Genomic DNA, 22,185 nt, shown 5'->3' on the forward strand with positions numbered 1-22,185 from the left:
GAAAGATACGTATTTTCCTCAAGAAAGAGTTCGATAGGAGGGAAAAGGATGAGTAAAGGACGTATTACTCAGGTAATGGGACCAGTAGTAGACGTAAAGTTCGAAAGTGGCCAGCTACCTGAAATTTACAACGCCCTATTCGTTCGTGGCGATGAACATCGTAACGATTTGACGTTAGAAGTTGCCCTTCACCTAGGAGATGACTCAATCCGCGCGATTGCAATGTCATCAACAGATGGACTTGTTCGTGGAGAAGAAGTTGAGAACTTGAACTCTCCAATTACAGTACCAGTTGGTGAAGCGACACTAGGTCGTGTATTTAACATTTTAGGTGAAAAAATTGACTTGGATGAGCCGATTGCAGAAGACGTACCACGTAATGCAATCCACCGTCAAGCACCGAAATTCGAGAACTTAGCAACTGAAACTGAGATTCTTGAAACAGGAATCAAAGTAGTAGACCTTCTAGCTCCATATGTAAAAGGTGGTAAGATCGGTCTATTCGGTGGTGCGGGTGTAGGTAAAACCGTACTTATCCAGGAATTGATCAACAACATCGCGCAAGAACACGGTGGTATTTCCGTATTCGCAGGTGTTGGTGAACGTACGCGTGAAGGTAACGACTTGTACTATGAAATGACAGATTCAGGCGTTATCAAAAGAACAGCGATGGTATTCGGTCAGATGAACGAGCCACCTGGTGCACGTATGCGTATCGCACTTACAGGTCTAACTATGGCTGAACACTTCCGTGATGAGCAAGGACAAGACGTTCTATTGTTCATCGATAACATTTTCCGTTTCACGCAAGCTGGTCAAGAGGTATCTGCCCTATTAGGTCGTATGCCATCTGCCGTTGGTTACCAGCCGACACTAGCTACTGAAATGGGTCAACTTCAGGAACGTATCACTTCTACGGATAAAGGTTCAATCACTTCTATCCAGGCTGTATACGTACCTGCCGATGACTACACTGACCCTGCTCCGGCAACAACTTTCGCACACTTGGATGCAACAACGAACCTTGAGCGTAAGTTATCTGAGCAAGGTATTTACCCAGCGGTGGATCCACTATCGTCAACATCTCGTGCGTTGGATCCGAACATCGTTGGTGAAGAACATTACGAGGTTGCTCGTGAAGTTCAACGTACACTACAACGTTATAACGAATTACAAGATATCATTGCAATCCTAGGTATGGATGAATTGACTGATGAGGACAAGGTGACAGTAAACCGCGCTCGTCGTATTCAGTTCTTCCTATCTCAGAACTTCCACGTAGCTGAACAGTTCACTGGTCAAAAAGGTTCTTACGTTCCAGTGGAAGAGACAATCAAAGGATTCAAAGAGATTCTTTCAGGTCAATACGACAATCTTCCAGAAGATGCATTCCGTCTAGTCGGACGCATCGAAGAAGTAGTCGAAAAAGCAAACTCAATGGAACAATAATGGGACAGGGAGCGGCGGTTGTGCGTCGCTTCTAATGAGCCCGAGGAGGGGTAAGATTGAAAACACTAAACGTGAGTGTTGTCACTCCTGACGGCCCTGTACTTGAAGATGCCTATGAAATGGTTAGTTGTCGAGCAGAAAGTGGAGAGTTAGGTATCCTACCGAACCACATCCCATTAGTTGCTCCATTAACCATCAGTGCAGTTCGGTTGAAAAAAGAAGGTCACACAGACTTCATAGCTGTTAGTGGTGGATTTGTTGAAGTTCGCCCTGATCAAGTGACTATTCTTGCACAAGCCGCAGAACAATCCGAAGAAATCGATGTCGATCGTGCTAAGCAAGCTCAAGAGCGAGCGGAAGAACGTTTGAAAGTCGCTAAAGCAGAAGACTTAGACTTCAAGCGTGCACAAGTCGCATTAGAACGTGCAAGAAACCGAATTGAAGTATCAGGAAAATAATCATGGCGCCTGTCTGAAAAAATTCGGCAGGCCCATTTTTATGGAAAAGGCCGCTCAGAGAGCAATGGTCTTTTTTTCGTATGATTGAAGCCTTTATCACATAAGACATAATAAGGCGTATATTAAGATGGACTTCCCTGTGGACTGCCAATTGGGAAATAAGTACTGTTTTACGCATATTTTAGTGAAATAATTATACAGCTTGTCGATATATACAAGTAACTTATCTGATTACAAAGATATTACAGATATAAATCTAAATACCTATGTTAATAATTTGGTGAAATCAGGGCAAACTTACAATATCATCAAGAGCTTTATCTCAAACATCACGAAAACAAAGCAATATTTAATAACCAACAATTTTTCCGAATATTCCTAGATGAAACGAAATAAGAATGTCAATAACAATAACATTACATAATATAGTCAAAAAGAACCAAATTAAATAAACATGTTTCGAGTCGCTATTTCCCGGGAAATGCCGAAGTATAGGAAGATAACGACCGAGCAAGTGTATACGAGGTGTCAAGATGTTTGTAGATGTAGCAGTAGATGCAATGGTCAGTATTATTTCGCACTTGATATTCATTATCTTGGCGTGGAAGGGCCTAGAAGCATTGCACTTTGAAAAATTAATAGCAAAGAACAAGGTGGTTGAAAGCAGAATTTTATACATTATGCTATCGATCACTATAGGTACAACGGTCAGTAATTTTTTCTTAGACTTCATCAACTGGTCTAGACAATTGACCTATTTATTATAAACGTCGAAATTTGAACCGTTTATAATCAAGCGATTAGGATCATCCTTTTAAAAAAGGGGGATCCGTGATGCGCTTATTAATCATTGCAACAATATTAACACTTTTATCACCAACTGCAGGTGAAACATCGAATCTAGCAAACAATGAATCTGACATCCTATATCTGACCTCGTACTTCGAGGAGCAGGATTGGGGGATTGACACTTTCAGCATTACGTTTCGAGAAAAGATGACGCCTCAAGAATACGGTCAATTTGAAAAGTGGGAAGATAATCGAAAAAGTTTAAATACTTTTGAAGATAACCCCCACAAAAACGCCCATATAAACGAAACTTCTAAGAGTATCAATCTAAATGGGCACAAAGAACTCATTCAAGTCATTTATACGATCTCAGGCGATCAATGGGATGAAGAAACAAAGCAGAAAGTACTGAATATTACCCAAGAAACAGGGTTCAGTAGATTGTTTGAAAATAGTCCAGTATACACTTGTTTTGAAACAAAATTTAGTGGTAGTATAAGTAGTAATTTATTAAAAAAGAAGTTGATTAACGAGATTGATATAAATCAACAACATTTAATAGAAGAAAATCATTTTATTGTTATTGAGGGATGGACCGATCGAATTAAAAGTTCGGTTCAAAATAAACATTCGAATACAAATATTCAATTGGCATTGAGACAAGAGGGAGATCATTCAACGACATTGACAATCGGAACACCTATCCTCGTAATTGAATATTAATTACTATAAGGAATATCGACACGGAGGGAAAAACGTTGGAAAAAATCATCGTATCTGGAGGAAACCGACTGCAAGGGACTGTTCAAGTAGAGGGTGCTAAAAACTCTGTACTTCCAGTAATTGCAGCGAGCATCATGGCAAGTGAAGGAAAATCAACATTAACACAGGTACCAGAATTAGCAGATGTAGATACTATTAGCGAAGTTTTACGCTATATGAATATAAATGTTTTAAGAGACGAGACGAACTTATATATCGATGCTAGTAATGAACTTAAAACAGAAACTCCATTTGAATATGTAAGAAAAATGAGAGCTTCAGTTCTTGTACTAGGACCGCTAGTTGCAAGATATGGACACGCAAAAGTTGCTATGCCTGGTGGTTGTGCAATAGGCTCTCGCCCGATCGACCAACATTTAAAAGGTCTAGAGGCAATGGGAGCTGAGATTCATGTAGGTAATGGTTATGTAGAGGCATTCGCACCGGATTATCTGAAAGGTGCACGCATTTATATGGACTTCCCGAGCGTAGGTGCTACGGAAAACTTAATCATGGCTGCAGCACTTGCTGATGGCACGACAGTTATTGAAAACTGCGCGAGAGAACCAGAAATTGTTGATTTAGCTAACTATATCAATCAAATGGGTGGTAAAGTTGTCGGTGCTGGTACGGAAACAATCCGTATCGAAGGTGTAAAGAAATTACACGGTGTTGAACACGCAATTATTCCTGATAGAATCGAAGCAGGAACATTCATGGTTGCAGCAGCAATAACAGAAGGTGATGTAACGATTGAAGGAGCTATTCCAGATCACCTCCGATCATTGATTGCTAAAATGAAAGAAATGAACGTAGAAATCGAAGAAAATGATAATAATGTACGCGTTATTGGACCAAAAACTCTTAAACCAGTTGATGTTAAAACATTGCCGTACCCAGGATTCCCAACTGATTTACAAGCACAGTTGATGGCTCTTGCTATCAAAGCAAACGGCACAAGCGTTTTCACTGAAACAGTTTTCGAAAATCGCTTCATGCACCTAGAAGAATTCAAAAGAATGAACGCTAAAGGTAAAATTGAAGGCCGCAGCGCAATCATCAGTGGACCAGCAGATTTACAAGGTGCAGAAGTAGCAGCTACTGACCTTCGCGCAGCAGCAGCACTAATTATTACTGGACTTGTAGCTGAAGGCAAAACAACAGTAACTGAGCTATATCACTTAGACCGCGGTTACGTGAACTTCGAAGGTAAACTAAGAAGCCTAGGCGCAGATGTTGAACGCGTAGTTGAGGAAACGGACGAAATTGAACAAGTTACAGCCGAAGTTAAAAAATCATTAGCAAAAGCTAAATAATTGATTGACCGGCAATTATCATAAATTATAAGTCATCAAGATTAATATAGAAGCGACGCCTTTATGGGCGTCGCTTTTTCTGTTTTTGGGGCTGAGTCCGCAAATGAGGTCTGCGAGTGCGCATTTAGTCTCTATAAGTCAGCATTTAGTGTTTGCGAGTCCGCAAATAACATCCGGAAGTCCGCATTTAGAGTTTGTAAGTCCGCGAATAGGTGAAAAAAGTCTGTGAATTTCCTCTGAGTGTTAGGTATTTCAGTCTGAGTGATAGATAATCTGAACTGAATGTTAAATAACTCGATCTAAGTGTTAGATTAGTTCCTATATATTTCTAAAGAGACCACACAAATTGCTATCGGTATTAACATGCTTTGGGTCATTATCTATCATTGTCAGAATTCGAATAGTAGATTGTCCACCCCGCCCTTATCGAAGTCTCTCAATTTTTTTATAAAAATATCTCTTCCTAGTTCTACTAAATTCAAAAATGAATAACTATATTTATAGAGAGGTTGATCAAGGAAAGGGAGGAATATTCTAATAATGAAAAAGCAAAGCATCCTATTTATCTCAATTCTATTAGTGACCATTACATTGTTGCCTGCATTGATAGTGATGCCGTTTGAGGAGAATGCTGAAGATCTTGCGATGGATGGCAGGATTGCTCAAGGGGCGCCGAGTGAAATTTCCGAGGGTGAGGAGACGGTGATTACTGTCTACCGGGATCAACTGGGAACGACTGAAGAAGTACCGCTTGAAGATTATGTCGTATCTGTAGTGGCTGCAGAGATTCCTGCAGATTTTGAAATGGAAGCGTTGAAAGCCCAAGCGTTAGCCGCGAGAACTTACATCGTGCAGAAGTTACAGAAAAAACAAGGTGATCAAGAGTACGATGTGACAGATACTGTCGAACACCAGGTGTATAAGAATTTTGATGAATTGCGCGACATTTGGGGTGTTGAGTTTACGCGGAAATTCGACCGGATTCAGCAGGCGGTGAAAGAGACTGAAGGGGAAATTATCACTTATGAAGATCAACCGATACAAGTTGCTTTCTTTTCAACGAGTAATGGGTTCACAGAAAATGCTGAGGATTATTGGACGAATGAAATACCTTATTTAAAGAGTGTAGCGAGTCCTTGGGATGAACAATCACCAAAATTCAAAGAGCAGCAAGTATTTTCGAATCAAGAAGTATTTAATCGACTTGGAATAGAGACTTCTCTTGAGCTGAGAGTTGAAAACGTCGTACGTACTAAGAGCGAGAGGATCGATAAGCTTCAATTGAATGGAGTGGAGTTTAGCGGCCGTGAAATACGTGAAAAGTTAGGTTTGCGTTCGAATGATTTCGAGATTGAACGTAAGGGTGATCACGTGATTTTTACAACACGAGGATATGGTCACGGAGTTGGAATGAGTCAGTATGGCGCGAATGGAATGGCGAGTGAAGGGAAGAATTATGAATATATCTTGAAGCATTATTACCAAGGTGTTGAGATCAATTCTTTAGAGGAATTTTTAACCAACAAAGATAAAATTTAAAAAGGATGTATATATTTTTTCGTTTTCGTTCAGAATGTTGCTGAGGTGATGAAGATGAATGAAAATGAAAGAAAGTACATCCATCAATCTAAATGGAAGCGGCTGACGAGACAGCGTTGGTTCTATCCGACATTGTACATTACACTCGTAGCTGTTGTGTTGACGGGAATCTTGCTCTACCAGTTCCAGACGCCTGAAACGACAAGTAACGATACGGATGGCATGAGCTGGGATGAGGAACAAGATGACTTGATGGGTATGGGTGATTCTGATGAAGGTGAAGATGCCGAACCAGTTGTCGCTCAGCAAGAAGATTTAGTAATGCCAGTGTTACTCGGGGAAAATGCAGAAATCATGACAAAATTTTATGATGTCAATGCGTCCGAGGAAGATCAGCAACAAGCCCTCATCTTTTACAATAATCAGTATTATCAGAGCAAGGGCGTTGACATAACTTCCAAAGACGGCGAGACATTTGAAGTGATTGCTGCATTAAGTGGAACCGTGACAATGGTAGATGACGATGAACTCCGCGGGCAAGTAATTGAAATCGAGCACGAAGGAGAACGAACAACCGTCTATTCGAGTTTAAGTGAAGTGAACGTATCTGAAGGTGATGAAGTCAGCCAAGGGGACGTGATTGGAACTTCTGGCGAGAATGTATACGGTGAGCCTGATGTAACTAAAGTTCATTTCGAAATGATAGAAGACGGAACTTATGTTGATCCAGGATTTCATTAAGTTTTAAACAAGTATCCCTGCTTAGGCGGGGATATTTTTTTGTTAGGCTCTGTTTAAAGCTTAGTGTTGATATTTATAAAAAACAGAACTTCCTTATAATTGGAAGTTTTGTTGGTTTTATTGTCCTCTTCAACTAACGACCTGTTACTTTAAGTACATTTTTTTACAAGGTTTATTTTCCTATAAAATAAATAGTAAACATTAAGCCATTCATTATGAATACGGTTATTGGAAATAGCGAAGAAAATAATGATATTACTATTTTTGCTTTTACACGCTCAAAATTAGCCTTGAACAAAAAGTAAAATGAAGATAAGACTAAAATAAATGTTGATAAGGTTCCAAATAACAATATATTTCTATTCATTTCTCCTGATAATCTCGCCCATTCTTCCACATTAAATACAATTATTAAACCAATTAGTGCTAAAGATATTGAGACTATAAACCATTTAGTAAATTTATTCATACACTTTGCCTCCCCCTCTAAAATGCTTATCAAATAAAACTGCTTCATTAGTTGAATAAGTTAACTTTATGCAGTGAACTCAGATAATCTAAGCATATAATAATTTTCTATATATAGAACTATTTTACCTAATTATAGAACATTTGTTCTGTGAAATCAAATATCAACAACCAACTTTAACAGAGCCTTTTGTTAGAAAACATAACCCATTCGCTCATCAATGAAACTATAGTGGGCAACTCGAACATATTTCCCACCTGATGTGAATACAATTTACCATCTACACCTTTAGAGGCAATTCCATCAGGAGGCGAGAGGTTTGCACGATTACATCAAAGAGCGAACAATCAAGATTGCCAAGTACTTACTGGAGACGAAAAAGACAGTCCGAGTCATAGCGAAAGAATTCGGCGTTTCCAAAAGCACAGTCCACAAAGATCTAACAGAGAGATTACCCACCATTAATCCCATGTTATTTAAAGAAGTAAAAAAAGTATTAGAATACCATAAGTCTATTCGACATATTAGAGGGGGAGAAGCAACCAAGCGCAAATACTTAGAAAAGAGTCATTAAAAGGCACCTGGGAAATTTGCTGGTGTCAATTGTTCAGAAACATATTTCCCGGGAAATACAATTTACGACATCAATCGAGTTTTTGGGTTGGTGTTTTTTTGTACTTTAAGAATGTTTATCTTTGTTAAAGGATTAAAGTATGTGAAAAAAAAAGCATTAGGACTTGGCGATAAGCCGAGTTTTTCTCATGATTATATGGAAAAAAATTCATAATTGATGATACAATTATTTTAATGAAAATTCAGACAAAAAGGGTGCTAATTTGATGAGAAATTTCTATAAACAAGATTCTTTACTTCAAAAATTACTCAAAAAACATCTACCTGATGATTTCTTCGATTACGCAGACCGAGAATTGACTCACTTCGGTGAACGTGTAGCGGGAGAGATCGATGAGCGTGCCACTCATACAGATCGTGAAGGACAGCCGCGCCTGATCAAGTATGACAAAATGGGGAATGACATTTCGAAAGTCTGGGTAAATGAAGGCTATCAGGCGACGATCGATGAAACGTATGAAACTGGAATCGTTGGTTATGTTCATAAAGAAATACCTGAATTAGGACGGAAGGGAAATTATTTTTACTCCTACGCTCAAGGTTATTTGCTCTCACAATCTGAACCTGGCTTTTATTGTCCGGTAACATTGACTATGGCAACGGCTTATTTGATCGATCATTATGCTGAAGAAAAGTTGCGAGCAGAGTTCTTACCACATGTGATAGCCACTGGTTACACCGAACTCTATGAGGGTGCTACCTTTTTGACTGAGCGACAGGGAGGGTCGGATGTAGGTGCCAATGAAGTAGAGGCGGTAAAAGATGGGGATCACTATCGTTTGATTGGTGAAAAATATTTTGCAAGTAACTCTGGTACTTGTGGAGTTGCGATGGTGCTTGCAAGAATGGAAGGTGCACGTCCGGGGACGAAGGGGTTAAGCCTATTCTTAGTGCCATGGGAAGCAAATCGTTCATCGAATGGACTTACCATCAGACGATTAAAAGATAAACTCGGTGTTCGAGCTGTTCCTTCTGCTGAAATTGAATTACACGGAGCTAAAGGATATTTAGTCGGAGAAGCTTCACAGGGCTTCAAGTATATGATGGAAGCTTTGAATTTATCACGAGTTTGTAACGCGGTCGCATCGATTGGAATCATGAGAAGAGCTTATGTAGAAGCACGTGACTACGCCGAAGATCGTGAAGCGTTTGGTGCGCCTCTCACTCGTTATCCTATGGTTCAGGAAACGCTTGTGAATCTTGCGGTAAAACTTGAGGTTGAAACGATGGCTATTTTCGACATGATCAAGCTTTTCGATGAGGTCACGCCCCAAGGTATGGGGGCACCCGAGCAGGACAGGACACTTCTACGTTTATACATTGCTATTTTGAAAAAAGAATCTGCAGAGCAAGCGATTGAATTTTCTCATGAGGCAATTGAAATGCATGGAGGTAACGGCTACATTGAAGACTTCGTGACGCCACGCTTATTGCGCGATGCCCAGGTATTAACGGTTTGGGAAGGCACGGCAAATATTCTCGGACTTGAGGTGTTACGGTTAATTGAAAAATTCAACGCTCACGAGCCCTATCTCTCTGAAATGAGCCGTCGGTTGAAAGAAGTACAAGGTCCGGCGAAAGACCTGAAGCAACCAGTCGAGCAAGCGTTGGACGATTTAAAGCAAGCATTGGTTCAACTCGGCACCATGAGTGATTCAGCCAAATTAATGTATCCGAAAAAAGTGGCTGAAGATATGGCTCTTATCTTAGAGGCCGTCGTAGCACTGGAAGCAGTTGAAGATGACCGTTCACATGCTGTTGCAGAAATTTATATATCAGAAAACTTTGATTCCGAAAAATACCGAGCAGAACCACTTGCTTCAAAACACTATGAGAAAATAGTCCATGGAAGTTGAGGGTAAGATCTAAATGCAAAAAAAAGCGATTCACACTCCTGGTTTTTTTATTAAGAATCAGGTTTTTTTGTTGTTTGAAGTGGATTTTTTAAATAGATTGAGCAAGAAAATTTCCCAATGGTTACTTAAAGGAAAGATTTAACATAACGGTCTGAAAAAAGTGTGACAGGCTTCCGAAAAAGTGATAAAATATTACAATAGATATGTATATTTTCGTGTAGTAAATAAAATAGATCGTTAAGAACCATATTTTTAGTCAGGGGGAGACGTTGTAAATGTTCGCTAGAGACATTGGAATTGATTTGGGAACAGCGAATGTTCTCATTCATGTAAAAGGTAAAGGAATCGTATTAAATGAGCCATCAGTTGTTGCGATGGACCGTAACACGGGGAAAGTTTTAGAAGTTGGACTGGAGGCGCGCCGTATGGTTGGCCGTACACCAGGAAACATCGAAGCGATTCGTCCATTAAAAGATGGAGTAATTGCAGATTTTGACGTAACTGAGGCGATGTTACGTTATTTCATCGAAAAGATTAACGTCCGCGGCATGTTCTCGAAGCCGAGAATACTTGTGTGCTGCCCGACTAACATAACAAAAGTAGAACAAAAAGCAATCCGTGAAGCTGCTGAAAAAAGTGGTGGGAAGAAAATCTATCTTGAGGAAGAACCGAAAGTCGCTGCAGTTGGAGCAGGAATGGATATTTTCCAACCTAGCGGAAACATGGTCATCGACATTGGTGGAGGAACAACTGATATAGCTGTTCTATCAATGGGTGACATCGTTACATCTGACTCGATCAAATTAGCAGGTGACAAATTCGATCAGGAAATTTTGCAATACATAAAACGCAAATATAAATTATTGATCGGTGATCGCACAGCTGAAGATATTAAAATCAACGTTGCCACAGCATTCCCAGGTTCACGTAATGAAACTATGGATATTCGCGGGCGCGACCTAGTTTCTGGTTTGCCTCGAACGATTACTATCCAGTCTGAAGAAATCGAGGATGCGTTGCGAGAAACGGTTGGACTGATTGTTCAATCAGCTAAATCTGTGCTCGAAAATACGCCTCCAGAATTGTCTGCTGACATTATCGACCGCGGCGTAACTTTGACAGGTGGCGGTGCGTTATTAGACGGTCTCGATCGTCTGTTAGCTGACGAATTGAAAGTACCAGTTTTCATCGCTGAAGATCCGATGACATGTGTTGCCAAAGGTACTGGCATCATGCTTGAAAACATTGATAAATTACCAAAGGAACGAGCTATCTAATAAATAAAAAAAGGAGGCGTTCAAATGCTCAGAGGATTTTATACGGCAGGTTCGGCGATGATCGCGAACCAGCGCTATCAAGATTCACTCACGAATAATATGTCGAATTCATTGACTCCAGGTTATAAGCAGGATCGTGCTGCGTTCCGTGCGTTTCCTGAAATGTTGATCAAGAACATGGAGACACATGATGTCCCTACCAAAAACGGTTTGACGCTTCCTTTTAATCAAACGGTTGGTTCGATTAATTCTGGTATGTACATGCAAGAGGACATCCCTTTATTTACTCAAGGTGATGTTCAGCCAACAGATATCCCAACTGATTTGGCGATTCAAAATGGAAACCTTCCAGATGAGACGGGTTCAATCTTTTTCACCGTTCAGAACAATGAAGGTGAGACTCGCTTGACTCGTAACGGAAACTTCACGGTAGATGCTCAAGGTTATTTGACCTCTTCTGAAGGTCACTATGTCCTTAATCAAGATGGTGACCGCATTCAAACGGGCACAGAAAACTTCGAAGTTACAGAGAATGGAGAAGTCATTTCGCCGTTTGATAATACCTTGATCGGGATAGCTTATCATCCGAATGCGAACGATTTGACGAAAGAAGGGTCAAATCTGTATGCAGTTAACGAAGAAGCTCCAGTTAATGCTCGAGCTGAAGCGGGTGTTGGTTTCCAAGTTCTTCAGGGGAATCTAGAGCGATCCAACGTTGATCCTCAGCAAGTGATGACTGAGATGATGCGTTCTTATCGTAATTTTGAAATGAACCAACAAGTAGTGCGGATGTATGATCAAAGCATGGATTTAGCTGCCAACCAGGTTGGGCGTTTACGCTAGAGGGTAAAATATTTACTCAAAGTGTTAGTCTTTGATAAAAAAGTGCGTGGGTTCAATTCGATTGAGCTCACTTAAAACTTAAGGGCACGATATTTTTTACATAAAAAAGGTGGGGTTCGTAATGCGGAGTATGCTGACTGCTGCGACGACGATGAATCAATTGCAGAGCCGGATGGATTTGCAGTCGAATAATTTGGCAAATTTGAATACATATGGTTATAAGGGTCGACAGAGTAATTTTTCATCGTTATTGTTCCAGCAAGTGGATAATATTCAGGGGAATGATGCGGATTCGCCGCGTTTGACACCTGAAGGGATTCGTCAGGGTGCGGGTTCTCGTCTTGCGCATACGAACATGAATATGAACGTAGGGACCTTACAAACTACTGAGCGTGAGTTGGATGTCGCAATCCAAGACCGTAATCGTTTCTTCGTGGTCAATGCTCAAGTAGAAAATGGCGAAACAGAGCAGCGCTTCACTCGCTCGGGTAATTTCTATTTACAGCCTATTAATGGTGGAGAGCAGTCGATGCTCACAACTAGTGAAGGGAACCCGGTCGCAGGGCAAAACGGTCCGATACTAATCGATGAAGGGTTTGATGGTATACGCCTTACAGATCAAGGTGGCGTGGAAGTTACTCGTAACGGCCAAACAGCTGTTGAAGGGAACTTGCAAGTTGTCGACATCGAACGGACACGTGGATTAGAACCTGTTGGAGCGAACAGCTATAGACTGGACTTGGAAGGTTTAGGAGTGCCAGCAGATGAGCTAGTTGCAGCGGTGGCCCCTGCAGAAGCGAATTTAGCACCGGGAGCATTGGAAGCATCTAATGTGAACTTCGGACAAGAGATGACTTCGTTAATTGAATCTCAACGTGCCTATTCATTCAACGCACAAGCGATTCGTATGGGTGACCAGATGATGGGACTCATTGGAAGTATGCGCTCTTAAGTTTATTTTCAAATTGGACAAACGTATGCAGATAGCATTTGTTTTGATAGAGAATTGAGGTTTCTATGATGGCATCAGAATCTAATAACCAATCGAGTAAAAAAATGATACCTGGAACGAAGGTGTTTTCGCCTGAAGAACAAAAGCCAGTGTCAAAGGATACTGAAGAAAATTTAACGCCGATGGCAGAAGTACCAGGCATAAAGATGTTCGAACCAACTCAAGGCAACGAAGACCCGGGTGATCCGTGGAAGAATGCCGTTCACCCTACACAATGGCCAGATTCGGAGGAAGAAACGGATACTATGCAACAAGAGGCAGTAGAAGAAAAGCAAGAACAACAAGAGCAACATGAGGAAGAACAAGAGAAAAAGCCCCAAAAAGAGGGCAAGAAAAGCAAGAAACGTAAAGAAGTAAAAGAAGAGAAAAAAGAAGAAGAGTTTAAGCATAAAAGAAAAGGATTTATTCGAATCTTCCCTGTATGGCTAAGGGTAATTGTCATCTTAGCGCTGACTGTTGGAGCATTAGTAGCCGGATTGATGGTTGGTTATGGTGTTCTGGGCGAAGGTGATGACATGAATGACGTTCTTGATCGTCAATTATGGGAAGGTATTTATGACTATATGCGAGGTGAATAAACATGCTTGATATTGAACAGATCCAGAAAATCATTCCACATCGCTATCCATTTTTGCTTGTCGATCGAGTCACTGAGCTCGATGAAGGAAAAGGAGCGGTCGGTTATAAAAATGTGACTGCAAATGAACCATACTTCCAAGGCCATTTTCCAAATTACAAAGTGATGCCAGGCGTGTTGATCGTCGAAGCATTAGCTCAGGTCGGTGCAGTTGCCATTTTGAAATTGGAAAAAAATCAAGGAAAACTCGGGATGTTTACTGGCATCGACAAATGTCGCTTTAAACGTCAAGTGAAACCTGGTGATACATTGAAACTCGAAGTTGAAATGTTGAAATTAAAAGGCCCGATCGGAAAAGCCAAAGCAATTGCTACTGTTGAAGGTGAGACTGCTTGTGAAGCAGAAATCATGTTCGCAATCGTAGATCCAGAAGAATAATAAAATTTGAGCACTGTCTTCAGAAAATGGAGGCGGTGTTTTTGTTTTAGTAAAGATGTCTGCGTTTCAACGGGCGAGTCATCGGGCGGGTTTCTCCTTCTAAAGGGTGAGTTTCCATTCCAACGGGCGAGTTTCACGGTCCAACGGGTGAGTTTCGCATTCCAACGGGTGAGTTTCCATTCCATCCGGCGAGTTTCAGGATCCAGCGGGCGAATTTTGCATTCTAACCGGCGAGTTTTCACTCCATTGGGGCATTCGCTCGTTATAATAAACAATTTACTTTTAGTGTGGCCCATTAATAAAAAACCTCTCATCTTTTTGAAATATTTTAAATCAATCTGGGTAACACTATGTGCGATGATGAAAATGATGGGAGGTAAAACAATGAAATTGCACCTATTGAAATCCTTATTAATTTCTATGATGGTTCTTGCTTTATTCACTGGTTGTGCTACTGATGGTGGCGATAATGGTGAAGATCAACAGCAAGAGGATCAACAGCAAGATGACCAGCAACAAGATGACCAGCAACAGGACGATGAAATGCAAGATGAGATGGATGAGGACATGAATGAAGACAACGGCGATGACCAATAGATAACTGATTCTCATGAAAAAAAGCTGACCTCTCTTCACACAGGTCAGCTTTTACTCATTTTAAGCTTTAAAATCTACTGAATTACCCAAGTTCGGATCGATTTGAGCAGCGTCGAGTAACTTTTCCAACCCTTCACCTTGTGTGCTCATTTGATCTTTCACCTGGCCAGCCAAGCTCACCCCAACATTTTGTTTTAATTGCGCTTGGCTCATGGCGATAGATGCTGCAGCCACGTCCATAGCTTCACCTCACATTCCCTTTTCCTTTTACATCGACAAAAAAATACATATATTAACCCTTAAAAAGGAAGCTCACTAATGCTATTCACGGAATGTTCACATTTACAATTAGGAACATTATTCCTATATAATATAAAATATTGTAAAATAAATAGGTATAAATACTATTTTTAAGGGGGACCTTTATTGGAAGATTTTATTGTGAACAATTTCTATCGAATAACGAAAAAGACGAAAATGATCAAACCGTATTTTAAACTGAACTACTGTAGTAAAATAATAGATACTGACGGAGAATACATATCAAAAGCTAAACCTATCGACATCATCGATCTCTCTTGCAAAGAAGAGTGTGCCTCTTATGATGCTCGAAAAAAAGGTGTCAATTATCTTTTCAATTTCCGAAACAAAGCCCCGATTCCGATTAACCCTAACAAGGGAATCGTATTTTTTCCCACCAAAGCACATAAAGATTCTGATAATGTTTGGGTCTCCTATTGCCAAGTTAAAGATTGGAAAATTCATGATAAAGATCCAGAGAAAACGATTATCGAATTCCAAGACGGCACGTTTGAAGCCGTCGATGTAACAGCTAGTACCTTTAGAAAGCAATATCTTCAAGCTGCACAGATTTTCGCTCATTTTACTAAAGATTCATACATTTAAATGATGAGCTACGCCAGTACTGTAGAAATACGGTGTCTGGCTTTTTTGTTCAAGGTAAACTTAAATTAGACCCATATAATGAGCAACCAATTTTCGCATCTTTCTAACCTACCCTGTGTCACCGAAAATTCACAAGTAAAATAGTTGTAGTTAGGGCTTAAGAGGGATATAGTATAAAGTGACTGACTGGTCATTCTAATGACTGGTTGAAGGAGCGGATGTTATGCAAGATAAGAAAAAAACGATCATAGAAGCGAGTATTGAGCGCTTTGCGAAGCAAGGTTTCCACGCGACCTCAGTTCAGGAAATAGTTGATAAAGCGAAAGTTGCAAAGGGATCCTTCTATAATTATTTTGACTCAAAAGAGGACCTGATCGTATCGATTTATGATTACTATTATGCATCCATCCGAAATAAGATGGAGAATGCAACTCAATCAACGACGGATCCAAGGGAATCACTCGCCAAGCAATTAGACATATATTTTCAATTCATTATCGAAAATCAATCATTGATCATCATGCTCCTCCGTGACCAAGTACCTCTCGGAAAAGATATGGAGTCTTTCATACTTAAAATGAAACAGCAGGACTTTGAATGGACGAGTGATAATGTCCGTAAAATATATGGGGAAGCTATTGAACCGTACTTGATCGATGTCGCAGTTATCCTTGATGGCATGCTTAAAAGTTACTCCAACTGGCTCGTCATTAATAGCGAATCTGTGAATATGGAGCATTTATCCTATTTTATCATCGAACGGTTGGATGACATTTCACTCTCGATGATCAACAACAAAGCAAAACCTGCTATCGCGGAAGTACCCAAATTTTTGAAAGAAAAAGAATTGATAATCAATAAAATTCGGCAGAAAATCCACAGTATGGTCAACACTGGTACTGAGAAGGCAACTGAAGCTCTGGATGTTCTGGACCAAGAACTTGCGAAAAGTGAACCACAAACAATCGTGATCGAATCGATGCTCGAGCATTTGCAACAATTCGACGCTTTAAAAGAAGATATCGATCAACTGAAGAGAAAGATCGGACAATAAAAAGGGAGTGTATGGAATGAAGAAAAAACTATGGCTATTAAGCCTTATCTCATTAGCAATGATACTTACTGCTTGTAACGGCGACTCGAGTGATAACGAAGAAGAGCAGGTTGAAACAGAAACCCCTGTTGAAGTGAGCCAAGTGGAGGTCAGAGATTTTACAACAACGAAGTCATTTACAGGACGCACAATGCCGAGTGACCAATCACCAGTCATCGCTCAAGCCCCGGGAGAAGTTGAAGAGCTTTTTGTTGAAAAAGGAGAGAGCGTCTCAGAAGGTGATGTGTTGGCTGAAATTTCATCGCCTCAACGTGGTGTTTACGAACTAGAAGCCGGAATGGACGGAATCATTCAGGAGTTGAATATGCGCGAAGGTCGTGGTGTGACTAGTGAAGAACCCGCAGCTATGATCATTTCGATTGATCCTTTATCAATGGCGTTCTCCGTAACTGCGCGTGATGCGAATAAATTTTCAGTAGATGATGAAGTGGAGTTCTCGATTTCACAGCTTGATTATGAAGGAACAGCGACAGTGACACACGTTCCAGCAACAGCAGGTGAAAATGGGATGTTCAATATAGAAGCCGAAGCTGAATTACCTGAGGATTCCGAGGTGACTGCAGGAGTGACGGCCCAATTTTACTTAGAAGAGGTTGTTGAAGCGGACGCTATGGTCGTACCGACTGAAGCGGTAGTCGATCGTGGTGGAGAGCGTTATGTTTTCAAATTGGAAGACGGCGAAGCAGTTCGTGTACCAATGGAAATCGCATCGATGCAATCGAGTGAAACTGCAATTTCGCTAACTGAGGAAGACACGTTATCTGAAGGTGATGAAGTGATTGTTCGCGGACAGTTGACGTTGTCCGATGGTCAACAGGTCCGTATTGTAGAGGAGGCTGAATAATGCGCCTCGTCAATACATCCATCAAGCGACCGGTTGGGGTGACGATGATCATCTTAGCGATTTTAGCGCTAGGGTTCGTGTCATTCAGAAACCTGTCGGTAGACTTATATCCTGAAATCGATTTACCGATTGCGGTCGTCGCCACGTCATATGATGGCGCAGCGCCGCAGGAAGTCGAGGAACTCGTGACAAGACCGATCGAGTCCTCGGTCAGTACGATTGAAGGGGTCGAAACGGTGCAAGCTCAATCCTCACCAGGAAGCTCGCTTGTCATCATGATGTTTTCGACTGATACGAATTTAGATAATGCCTTATTGAACGTGAGGGAATCGGTCGACCAGGTGAAAAGCTTTTTGCCCGACGGAGCCCAGGACCCGAATGTTCTGAGGTTCGACCCACAACAACTACCGGTCATGTGGGTTGGCTTGACTGGGGAGAATAAAGCTGATTTACAGAGTATAGCTGAAGACGATATCCAACCGATGTTAGAACGACAAGAAGGTGTCGGTTCGATTAACATCGAGGGAGGTATATCTGAGGAGATTCAAGTCGAACTTGACCAAGAAAGCTTGAATCAATATGGACTCAGCTCTCAGCAAATCTTACAAGCGATTGGCGGATCGAATCAATCGGCTTCGGCTGGCGTCATTGACCGGGGAACTCAAGAGCTCCAGCTCCGAATTCCTGGTCAATACGAATCGATTGATGAAATCCGCGAGACCCTGATCCAAACACCGAGCGAACAGTTTGTAAGGTTAGCCGATGTTGCTTCGGTAGAACGCGATACGACAGGTGAGTCCAACGTTTCACTCGTGAACGGTCAAGAAGCCGTTGTTATGAGTGTATTGAAAAAGACAGACGGAAACACAGTTGCCGTATCTGACGAAGTATTGGCTGCGATGGAAGATATCCGAGCAGAATTGCCCGAAGGCGTCGAACTGAATACCGTCTTCGATACATCGGAGTTCATCCGCATGTCGATTGACTCTGTGGTGCAAAACTTGCTTTTAGGGGCGGCTTTCGCGGTACTCATACTGTTACTATTTTTGAAGTCTTTCAGAGCTACACTAGTAATTGCGCTCTCGTTACCGATTGCCGTCATCACAACGTTTACGCTCATGTATTTTACCGGAGAAACGGTGAATATCTTGACGATGGGTGGACTCGCGCTCGGGATCGGGATGATGGTCGACAGCTCGATCGTCATACTCGAACACATCGTGACCTACCGGGAGCGGGGATACTCGATAGTAGAGGCGTCGAAGAAAGGTGCGTCTGAAATTGCGCCTGCCGTGATCGCCTCGACGACCACGACCTTGGTAGTATTCCTGCCGATTGTGTTCGTTGAGGGAATTGCGTCTGAGATCTTTACGCCACTCGCGCTTACCGTATCGTTTGCGTTAATTGCCTCGTTGGCCGCATCTGTGACACTAATTCCGATGTTGTCCTCGAAGCTATTGACCAAAGCGTTGCGAAAAGATGGACACCGTTACTGGTTCGATCGTGTCCTAAATGGAGTAGTGAAGGTTTATCATAAGATGCTCCGCTGGGTGTTGAAGTGGAGAAAAACTGCGATCTTATTGACGATTTTGACGATCGCGGCAAGTGTGCTTTTGGTACCACGACTTGGTACTGCATTCATTCCAGAAGCGGATCAAGGACAAATTGAAATTAGTGCTACGACTCCTTCAGGAACCAATTTGCAAACGACAGAAGAAGTCGCTAGAGAAATCAACGACGTCATTAACACAGATAGTGACATCGTTGAATCGAATTACGTGTCGATCGGTGGAGGCGGTGGGTTCTCCTTCGATTCGGGATCGAACGAAGCGACTTATATGGTCCAACTGGTACCGGAAGATGAACGGGATATGACGACCCAAGAAGTCATGCAAGCCTGGGATGCAGAAGTACAGGATATTGCAGGAGCTGACATCGTCGTCCGTACAATGGGCGCGAATATCAGTTCAGGAGACCCTGTGCAGATTCAAGTACGCGGACCTGATTTTGAAGTACTACAACAACTATCCGACCAGTTCGTAGAGGTTATTTCGGAGGTTGATGGTGTCTATAATCCTAGTACCTCTGCAGATGAAGGTCGACCGGAAATGCAGATCTTGATTGACAGGGAGGTCGCCAGTGGGTACGGACTGACATTCGATCAAGTCATGGGGCAGGTTACCTCGCAGTTGAACGGCCAGGTAGCTACTCAATATAGGCAATCCGGGGAAGAGCTTGATGTAAGAGTGATGCTACCAGAAGATGAGCGCTCCACAATCGAGGATATTGAAGACTTGAAAATTCAATCGCCTAACGGGGCGTCCGTGAGCTTGATGACACTTGCTGATGTCGTTCAGGACCAAGGGCCAGTGACCCTGTCTAGACAAAACCAGCAACCACAAGTCAGCGTATCCAGTGAGATCATCGACCGCGACTTAGGAAGCGTGTCAGCCGATATCCAGGAGCGCTTGGACGGACTAGACTTGCCGGACGGTTATAGCTATTCCATGGGCGGGGAAGCTCAAGACATGGCTGAAGCATTCGGAGACCTAGCGTTGGCGTTAGTGTTCTCAATCTTCCTTGTATATGCAGTCATGGCGGTACAATTTGAGAACTTCTTATATCCATTCATCATCATGTTCTCGCTGCCAGCGACAATCGTCGGTGTCATATTAGGACTATTCGTTACTGGCATGCCATTCAGTATTCCAGCCTTTATAGGGATCATCATGCTCGCCGGGATAGTCGTCAATAACGCCATCGTGCTGGTAGACTATATCAATATTTTACGCCGGAACGGCAGCGAACGTTGGGATGCAATCATGGAAGCAGGCGCGACACGTTTACGCCCGATCCTGATGACATCACTGACTACGATGCTTGGTATGATCCCGTTGTCGTTGGGCTTAGGCCAAGGCGGCGAAGCACAACAACCAATGGCAGTCGTCATCATATTCGGACTACTCGTATCCATGTTCTTCACACTACTATTGATTCCAGTAGTGTATACACTATTCGATGACTTAAGTGGAAAGATTACAAGAAGAAAACGCAAGAGGAAAGATGCAGTAGAAGCATAAGATAAGAACGTTTTCGACGAAGGTCGAAAACGCACATTCTTGAAGAATTAGAGAGGAAGCTCAACGCTCGGCGCGTTGAGTTTTCTTTATTATGTTTTTAGTTTTGGGCTTGTGTTTAATCCTCCACGTCGGGGTCTGAATCCGTCACGTGAGGCTTCAAATCCTTCACGTCGGACCCCGAACCCTCCACGTCAGAAGGCGAACCCGTCACGTGGGAACCCGAATCCTCCAAGTTAGGCTCCAAATCCTCCACGTCGAACCCTGAACCCTCCACACCACTACATCCTCCTTCTCAAATAATTAAAATCATTACCAAAGTCAAAAGTCATCTTAAAAGCACTACTTTTTCCTCTTCTTATATGTTCAGTCCCTATCTTCGTCAGCAGTCTTCGTGTAGTGCTATCGGATTCAACCCCGAGCCACCACCTCGCTTGTCTATTAGTAATCTGATCTCCAAAAATCAAATAAAAGTCCTTCAAAGATTCAACAAACGCCCAATGGCTGGCATAACCGCAGCCACAACAAACCCAATTTTTCAACTTGTAATCTCGAAACATCTTCCTAGAACACTCAGCGCACTTCACACCAGGCTCAAAATCACCGTAGTTCAACTCGAAGTATTGCAACCATTTATAATCCTTAGGAATAATACTCGACTCCAACATTTCCGCGAGATAAGCAATATTCCAATTGACCTCCACACCAGAACTATCCCTCTTAATCTCTTGAAACGTCGCCGGAAACTTGTAGGCCGATATGATTCGATCATCCAACTTCTGGTCATCGTACCCTTTGAAATGAACATTCCGGTTCACAAATACAACCAACTGATGAATCGGCGGAAACCGAACACCCTTTTTCTTCAGAAAATACTCCAATTGCTTTGCCTGGCTATCTACCTGCAAGATCGGGTCCCGATATCTTTTCTCTTTACTGTTAATGTGCTGGAACATCCGTCCTGAACGGTGATCGATCAAGACCACTCCCGTCAAATTCTTTACCTCTGTCACTAACATAAAAGTAGGGGTTAGAATCAACAAATCAATCTCAAAGAACTTCCCCATCAAACTCAACCTGACATTCCTCAAAGCAATTAATTTCTCGTCCATTAACATATCTAAATAATAATTCATTTCATTCTCACCATGATAACCTGCAGATAATACCCCGACTTCATTACGAATAAGTGATGTTCTAGGGTGATTACCCTTCAAGTTTTTCTCGATTGCTAACAATTTCAATAACCCTGATGGGACCCCCTGAGCATCTTTCAATCAAAATCTCTCCTGTCATAATCAATTGATACTAGTAAACAACACCACTCAATCCCCGTCAAACCACCCTTTTTTCAAAAGGAGATAATCCCATTATCAATAACAGATAATCGAATTACCTCCCAGGCAAAACAAGTTTTTCAAACACTCGTAAAAATTTTTCGAAGAATATATGCGTATAACAGTGTCCATAATGGTATTAAAAAAGAGA

Annotated in this window: 22 protein-coding genes; 19 read left to right on the plus strand and 3 right to left on the minus strand. The window is 41.8% G+C overall.

What is annotated here, in order from left to right; translation table 11 throughout:
• The first annotated feature begins 48 nt into the window (after window positions 1-48).
• The 7 genes from atpD (at window position 49) to CEY16_RS07460 (ending at window position 7,054) form a co-directional block, all read left to right on the plus strand.
• Window positions 49-1,449: a F0F1 ATP synthase subunit beta gene (gene atpD / locus CEY16_RS07430; protein ID WP_101331362.1), complete on the plus strand. Its 1,401-nt coding sequence runs from the start codon at window positions 49-51 to the stop codon at window positions 1,447-1,449.
• 56 nt (window positions 1,450-1,505) lie between these two features.
• A complete protein-coding gene (locus CEY16_RS07435; RefSeq protein ID WP_101331363.1) occupies window positions 1,506-1,907 on the plus strand; it encodes a F0F1 ATP synthase subunit epsilon in 402 nt (133 codons plus the stop codon).
• A gap of 533 nt (window positions 1,908-2,440) precedes the next feature.
• Window positions 2,441-2,674 (plus strand): DUF1146 family protein, encoded by a 234-nt coding sequence (locus tag CEY16_RS07440; RefSeq protein ID WP_101331364.1) that lies wholly within the window; start codon window positions 2,441-2,443, stop codon window positions 2,672-2,674.
• 67 nt (window positions 2,675-2,741) lie between these two features.
• On the plus strand, window positions 2,742-3,419 hold the full coding sequence (locus CEY16_RS07445) for a YwmB family TATA-box binding protein (protein ID WP_101331365.1): 678 nt from the start codon (window positions 2,742-2,744) through the stop codon (window positions 3,417-3,419).
• Between the two features lie 35 nt (window positions 3,420-3,454).
• The gene (murA, locus tag CEY16_RS07450) at window positions 3,455-4,774 is read left to right on the plus strand and encodes a UDP-N-acetylglucosamine 1-carboxyvinyltransferase (RefSeq protein ID WP_101331366.1); all 1,320 of its coding nucleotides are present in this window, start codon (window positions 3,455-3,457) and stop codon (window positions 4,772-4,774) included.
• A 540-nt stretch (window positions 4,775-5,314) separates the two neighbouring features.
• Window positions 5,315-6,313, plus strand: coding sequence for a stage II sporulation protein D (gene spoIID, locus CEY16_RS07455; RefSeq protein WP_101331367.1), 999 nt, complete (start codon window positions 5,315-5,317; stop codon window positions 6,311-6,313).
• Window positions 6,314-6,367: 54 nt separating this feature from the next.
• Window positions 6,368-7,054, plus strand: a complete 687-nt coding sequence (locus CEY16_RS07460; protein ID WP_162297887.1) for a stage II sporulation protein SpoIIQ — start codon at window positions 6,368-6,370, stop codon at window positions 7,052-7,054.
• 172 nt (window positions 7,055-7,226) lie between these two features.
• Here the strand turns inward: CEY16_RS07460 and CEY16_RS07465 are convergent, their stop codons facing one another.
• Entirely contained in the window at window positions 7,227-7,523 is a 297-nt protein-coding gene (locus CEY16_RS07465) for a hypothetical protein (RefSeq protein WP_101331369.1), read from the minus strand.
• A 319-nt stretch (window positions 7,524-7,842) separates the two neighbouring features.
• Between CEY16_RS07465 and spoIIID the strand changes: the two genes are divergently transcribed.
• The 8 genes from spoIIID to CEY16_RS07505 all read left to right on the plus strand — a co-directional run bounded on the left by spoIIID (window position 7,843) and on the right by CEY16_RS07505 (window position 14,756).
• Complete coding sequence (gene spoIIID, locus CEY16_RS07470; protein WP_101331370.1) at window positions 7,843-8,097, plus strand: sporulation transcriptional regulator SpoIIID; 255 nt, start codon at window positions 7,843-7,845, stop codon at window positions 8,095-8,097.
• A gap of 265 nt (window positions 8,098-8,362) precedes the next feature.
• Window positions 8,363-10,012 (plus strand): acyl-CoA dehydrogenase family protein, encoded by a 1,650-nt coding sequence (locus tag CEY16_RS07475; protein ID WP_101331371.1) that lies wholly within the window; start codon window positions 8,363-8,365, stop codon window positions 10,010-10,012.
• Between the two features lie 275 nt (window positions 10,013-10,287).
• Window positions 10,288-11,289 (plus strand): rod shape-determining protein, encoded by a 1,002-nt coding sequence (gene mreB / locus CEY16_RS07480; RefSeq protein WP_101331372.1) that lies wholly within the window; start codon window positions 10,288-10,290, stop codon window positions 11,287-11,289.
• A gap of 24 nt (window positions 11,290-11,313) precedes the next feature.
• Complete coding sequence (locus CEY16_RS07485; protein WP_101331373.1) at window positions 11,314-12,132, plus strand: flagellar hook-basal body protein; 819 nt, start codon at window positions 11,314-11,316, stop codon at window positions 12,130-12,132.
• A 121-nt stretch (window positions 12,133-12,253) separates the two neighbouring features.
• Window positions 12,254-13,084 (plus strand): flagellar hook-basal body protein, encoded by an 831-nt coding sequence (locus tag CEY16_RS07490; protein WP_101331374.1) that lies wholly within the window; start codon window positions 12,254-12,256, stop codon window positions 13,082-13,084.
• Window positions 13,085-13,152: 68 nt separating this feature from the next.
• The gene (locus CEY16_RS15425; RefSeq protein ID WP_238378795.1) at window positions 13,153-13,722 is read left to right on the plus strand and encodes a DNA-directed RNA polymerase subunit beta; all 570 of its coding nucleotides are present in this window, start codon (window positions 13,153-13,155) and stop codon (window positions 13,720-13,722) included.
• A 2-nt stretch (window positions 13,723-13,724) separates the two neighbouring features.
• On the plus strand, window positions 13,725-14,159 hold the full coding sequence (fabZ, locus tag CEY16_RS07500) for a 3-hydroxyacyl-ACP dehydratase FabZ (protein WP_101331375.1): 435 nt from the start codon (window positions 13,725-13,727) through the stop codon (window positions 14,157-14,159).
• Between the two features lie 384 nt (window positions 14,160-14,543).
• Window positions 14,544-14,756: a hypothetical protein gene (locus tag CEY16_RS07505; protein ID WP_101331376.1), complete on the plus strand. Its 213-nt coding sequence runs from the start codon at window positions 14,544-14,546 to the stop codon at window positions 14,754-14,756.
• Window positions 14,757-14,816: 60 nt separating this feature from the next.
• On the opposite strand, the gene CEY16_RS07510 is transcribed toward CEY16_RS07505, so the two are convergent.
• Complete coding sequence (locus CEY16_RS07510) at window positions 14,817-14,996, minus strand: YjfB family protein (RefSeq protein ID WP_101331377.1); 180 nt, start codon at window positions 14,994-14,996, stop codon at window positions 14,817-14,819.
• 186 nt (window positions 14,997-15,182) lie between these two features.
• On the opposite strand from CEY16_RS07510, the gene CEY16_RS07515 reads away from it, so the two are divergent.
• From CEY16_RS07515 to CEY16_RS07530, 4 genes are all read left to right on the plus strand, one after another.
• The gene (locus CEY16_RS07515) at window positions 15,183-15,662 is read left to right on the plus strand and encodes a competence protein ComK (RefSeq protein WP_101331378.1); all 480 of its coding nucleotides are present in this window, start codon (window positions 15,183-15,185) and stop codon (window positions 15,660-15,662) included.
• Between the two features lie 223 nt (window positions 15,663-15,885).
• Window positions 15,886-16,716, plus strand: a complete 831-nt coding sequence (locus tag CEY16_RS07520; protein ID WP_101331379.1) for a TetR/AcrR family transcriptional regulator — start codon at window positions 15,886-15,888, stop codon at window positions 16,714-16,716.
• Between the two features lie 16 nt (window positions 16,717-16,732).
• A complete protein-coding gene (locus CEY16_RS07525; protein ID WP_101331380.1) occupies window positions 16,733-17,620 on the plus strand; it encodes an efflux RND transporter periplasmic adaptor subunit in 888 nt (295 codons plus the stop codon).
• Window positions 17,620-20,700 carry an efflux RND transporter permease subunit gene (locus CEY16_RS07530; RefSeq protein WP_101331381.1) on the plus strand — a complete coding sequence of 1,027 codons (3,081 nt, stop codon included), beginning with the start codon at window positions 17,620-17,622 and terminating at the stop codon, window positions 20,698-20,700. The genes CEY16_RS07525 and CEY16_RS07530 overlap by 1 nt, the downstream gene beginning before the upstream one ends.
• 278 nt (window positions 20,701-20,978) lie before the next feature.
• Here the strand turns inward: CEY16_RS07530 and CEY16_RS07535 are convergent, their stop codons facing one another.
• Window positions 20,979-21,974 carry a nuclease-related domain-containing protein gene (locus CEY16_RS07535; RefSeq protein ID WP_101331382.1) on the minus strand — a complete coding sequence of 332 codons (996 nt, stop codon included), beginning with the start codon at window positions 21,972-21,974 and terminating at the stop codon, window positions 20,979-20,981.
• Window positions 21,975-22,185 lie beyond the last annotated feature (211 nt).

It is taken from the genome of Halalkalibacillus sediminis, assembly GCF_002844535.1.
GTDB lineage: Bacteria > Bacillota > Bacilli > Bacillales > Alkalibacillaceae > Halalkalibacillus_A > Halalkalibacillus_A sediminis.

Coding starts and splice junctions, on each gene's coding strand:
- CEY16_RS07465 (WP_101331369.1), bottom strand. CDS start 7,523: ATGAATAAATTTACTAAATGGTTTATAGTCTCAATATCTTTAGCACTA.
- CEY16_RS07475 (WP_101331371.1), top strand. CDS start 8,363: ATGAGAAATTTCTATAAACAAGATTCTTTACTTCAAAAATTACTCAAA.
- fabZ (WP_101331375.1), top strand. CDS start 13,725: ATGCTTGATATTGAACAGATCCAGAAAATCATTCCACATCGCTATCCA.
- mreB (WP_101331372.1), top strand. CDS start 10,288: ATGTTCGCTAGAGACATTGGAATTGATTTGGGAACAGCGAATGTTCTC.
- CEY16_RS07510 (WP_101331377.1), bottom strand. CDS start 14,996: ATGGACGTGGCTGCAGCATCTATCGCCATGAGCCAAGCGCAATTAAAA.
- CEY16_RS07460 (WP_162297887.1), top strand. CDS start 6,368: ATGAATGAAAATGAAAGAAAGTACATCCATCAATCTAAATGGAAGCGG.
- CEY16_RS07530 (WP_101331381.1), top strand. CDS start 17,620: ATGCGCCTCGTCAATACATCCATCAAGCGACCGGTTGGGGTGACGATG.
- CEY16_RS07525 (WP_101331380.1), top strand. CDS start 16,733: ATGAAGAAAAAACTATGGCTATTAAGCCTTATCTCATTAGCAATGATA.
- spoIID (WP_101331367.1), top strand. CDS start 5,315: ATGAAAAAGCAAAGCATCCTATTTATCTCAATTCTATTAGTGACCATT.
- CEY16_RS15425 (WP_238378795.1), top strand. CDS start 13,153: ATGGCATCAGAATCTAATAACCAATCGAGTAAAAAAATGATACCTGGA.
- atpD (WP_101331362.1), top strand. CDS start 49: ATGAGTAAAGGACGTATTACTCAGGTAATGGGACCAGTAGTAGACGTA.
- CEY16_RS07505 (WP_101331376.1), top strand. CDS start 14,544: ATGAAATTGCACCTATTGAAATCCTTATTAATTTCTATGATGGTTCTT.
- CEY16_RS07520 (WP_101331379.1), top strand. CDS start 15,886: ATGCAAGATAAGAAAAAAACGATCATAGAAGCGAGTATTGAGCGCTTT.
- CEY16_RS07445 (WP_101331365.1), top strand. CDS start 2,742: ATGCGCTTATTAATCATTGCAACAATATTAACACTTTTATCACCAACT.
- CEY16_RS07440 (WP_101331364.1), top strand. CDS start 2,441: ATGTTTGTAGATGTAGCAGTAGATGCAATGGTCAGTATTATTTCGCAC.
- CEY16_RS07485 (WP_101331373.1), top strand. CDS start 11,314: ATGCTCAGAGGATTTTATACGGCAGGTTCGGCGATGATCGCGAACCAG.
- CEY16_RS07490 (WP_101331374.1), top strand. CDS start 12,254: ATGCGGAGTATGCTGACTGCTGCGACGACGATGAATCAATTGCAGAGC.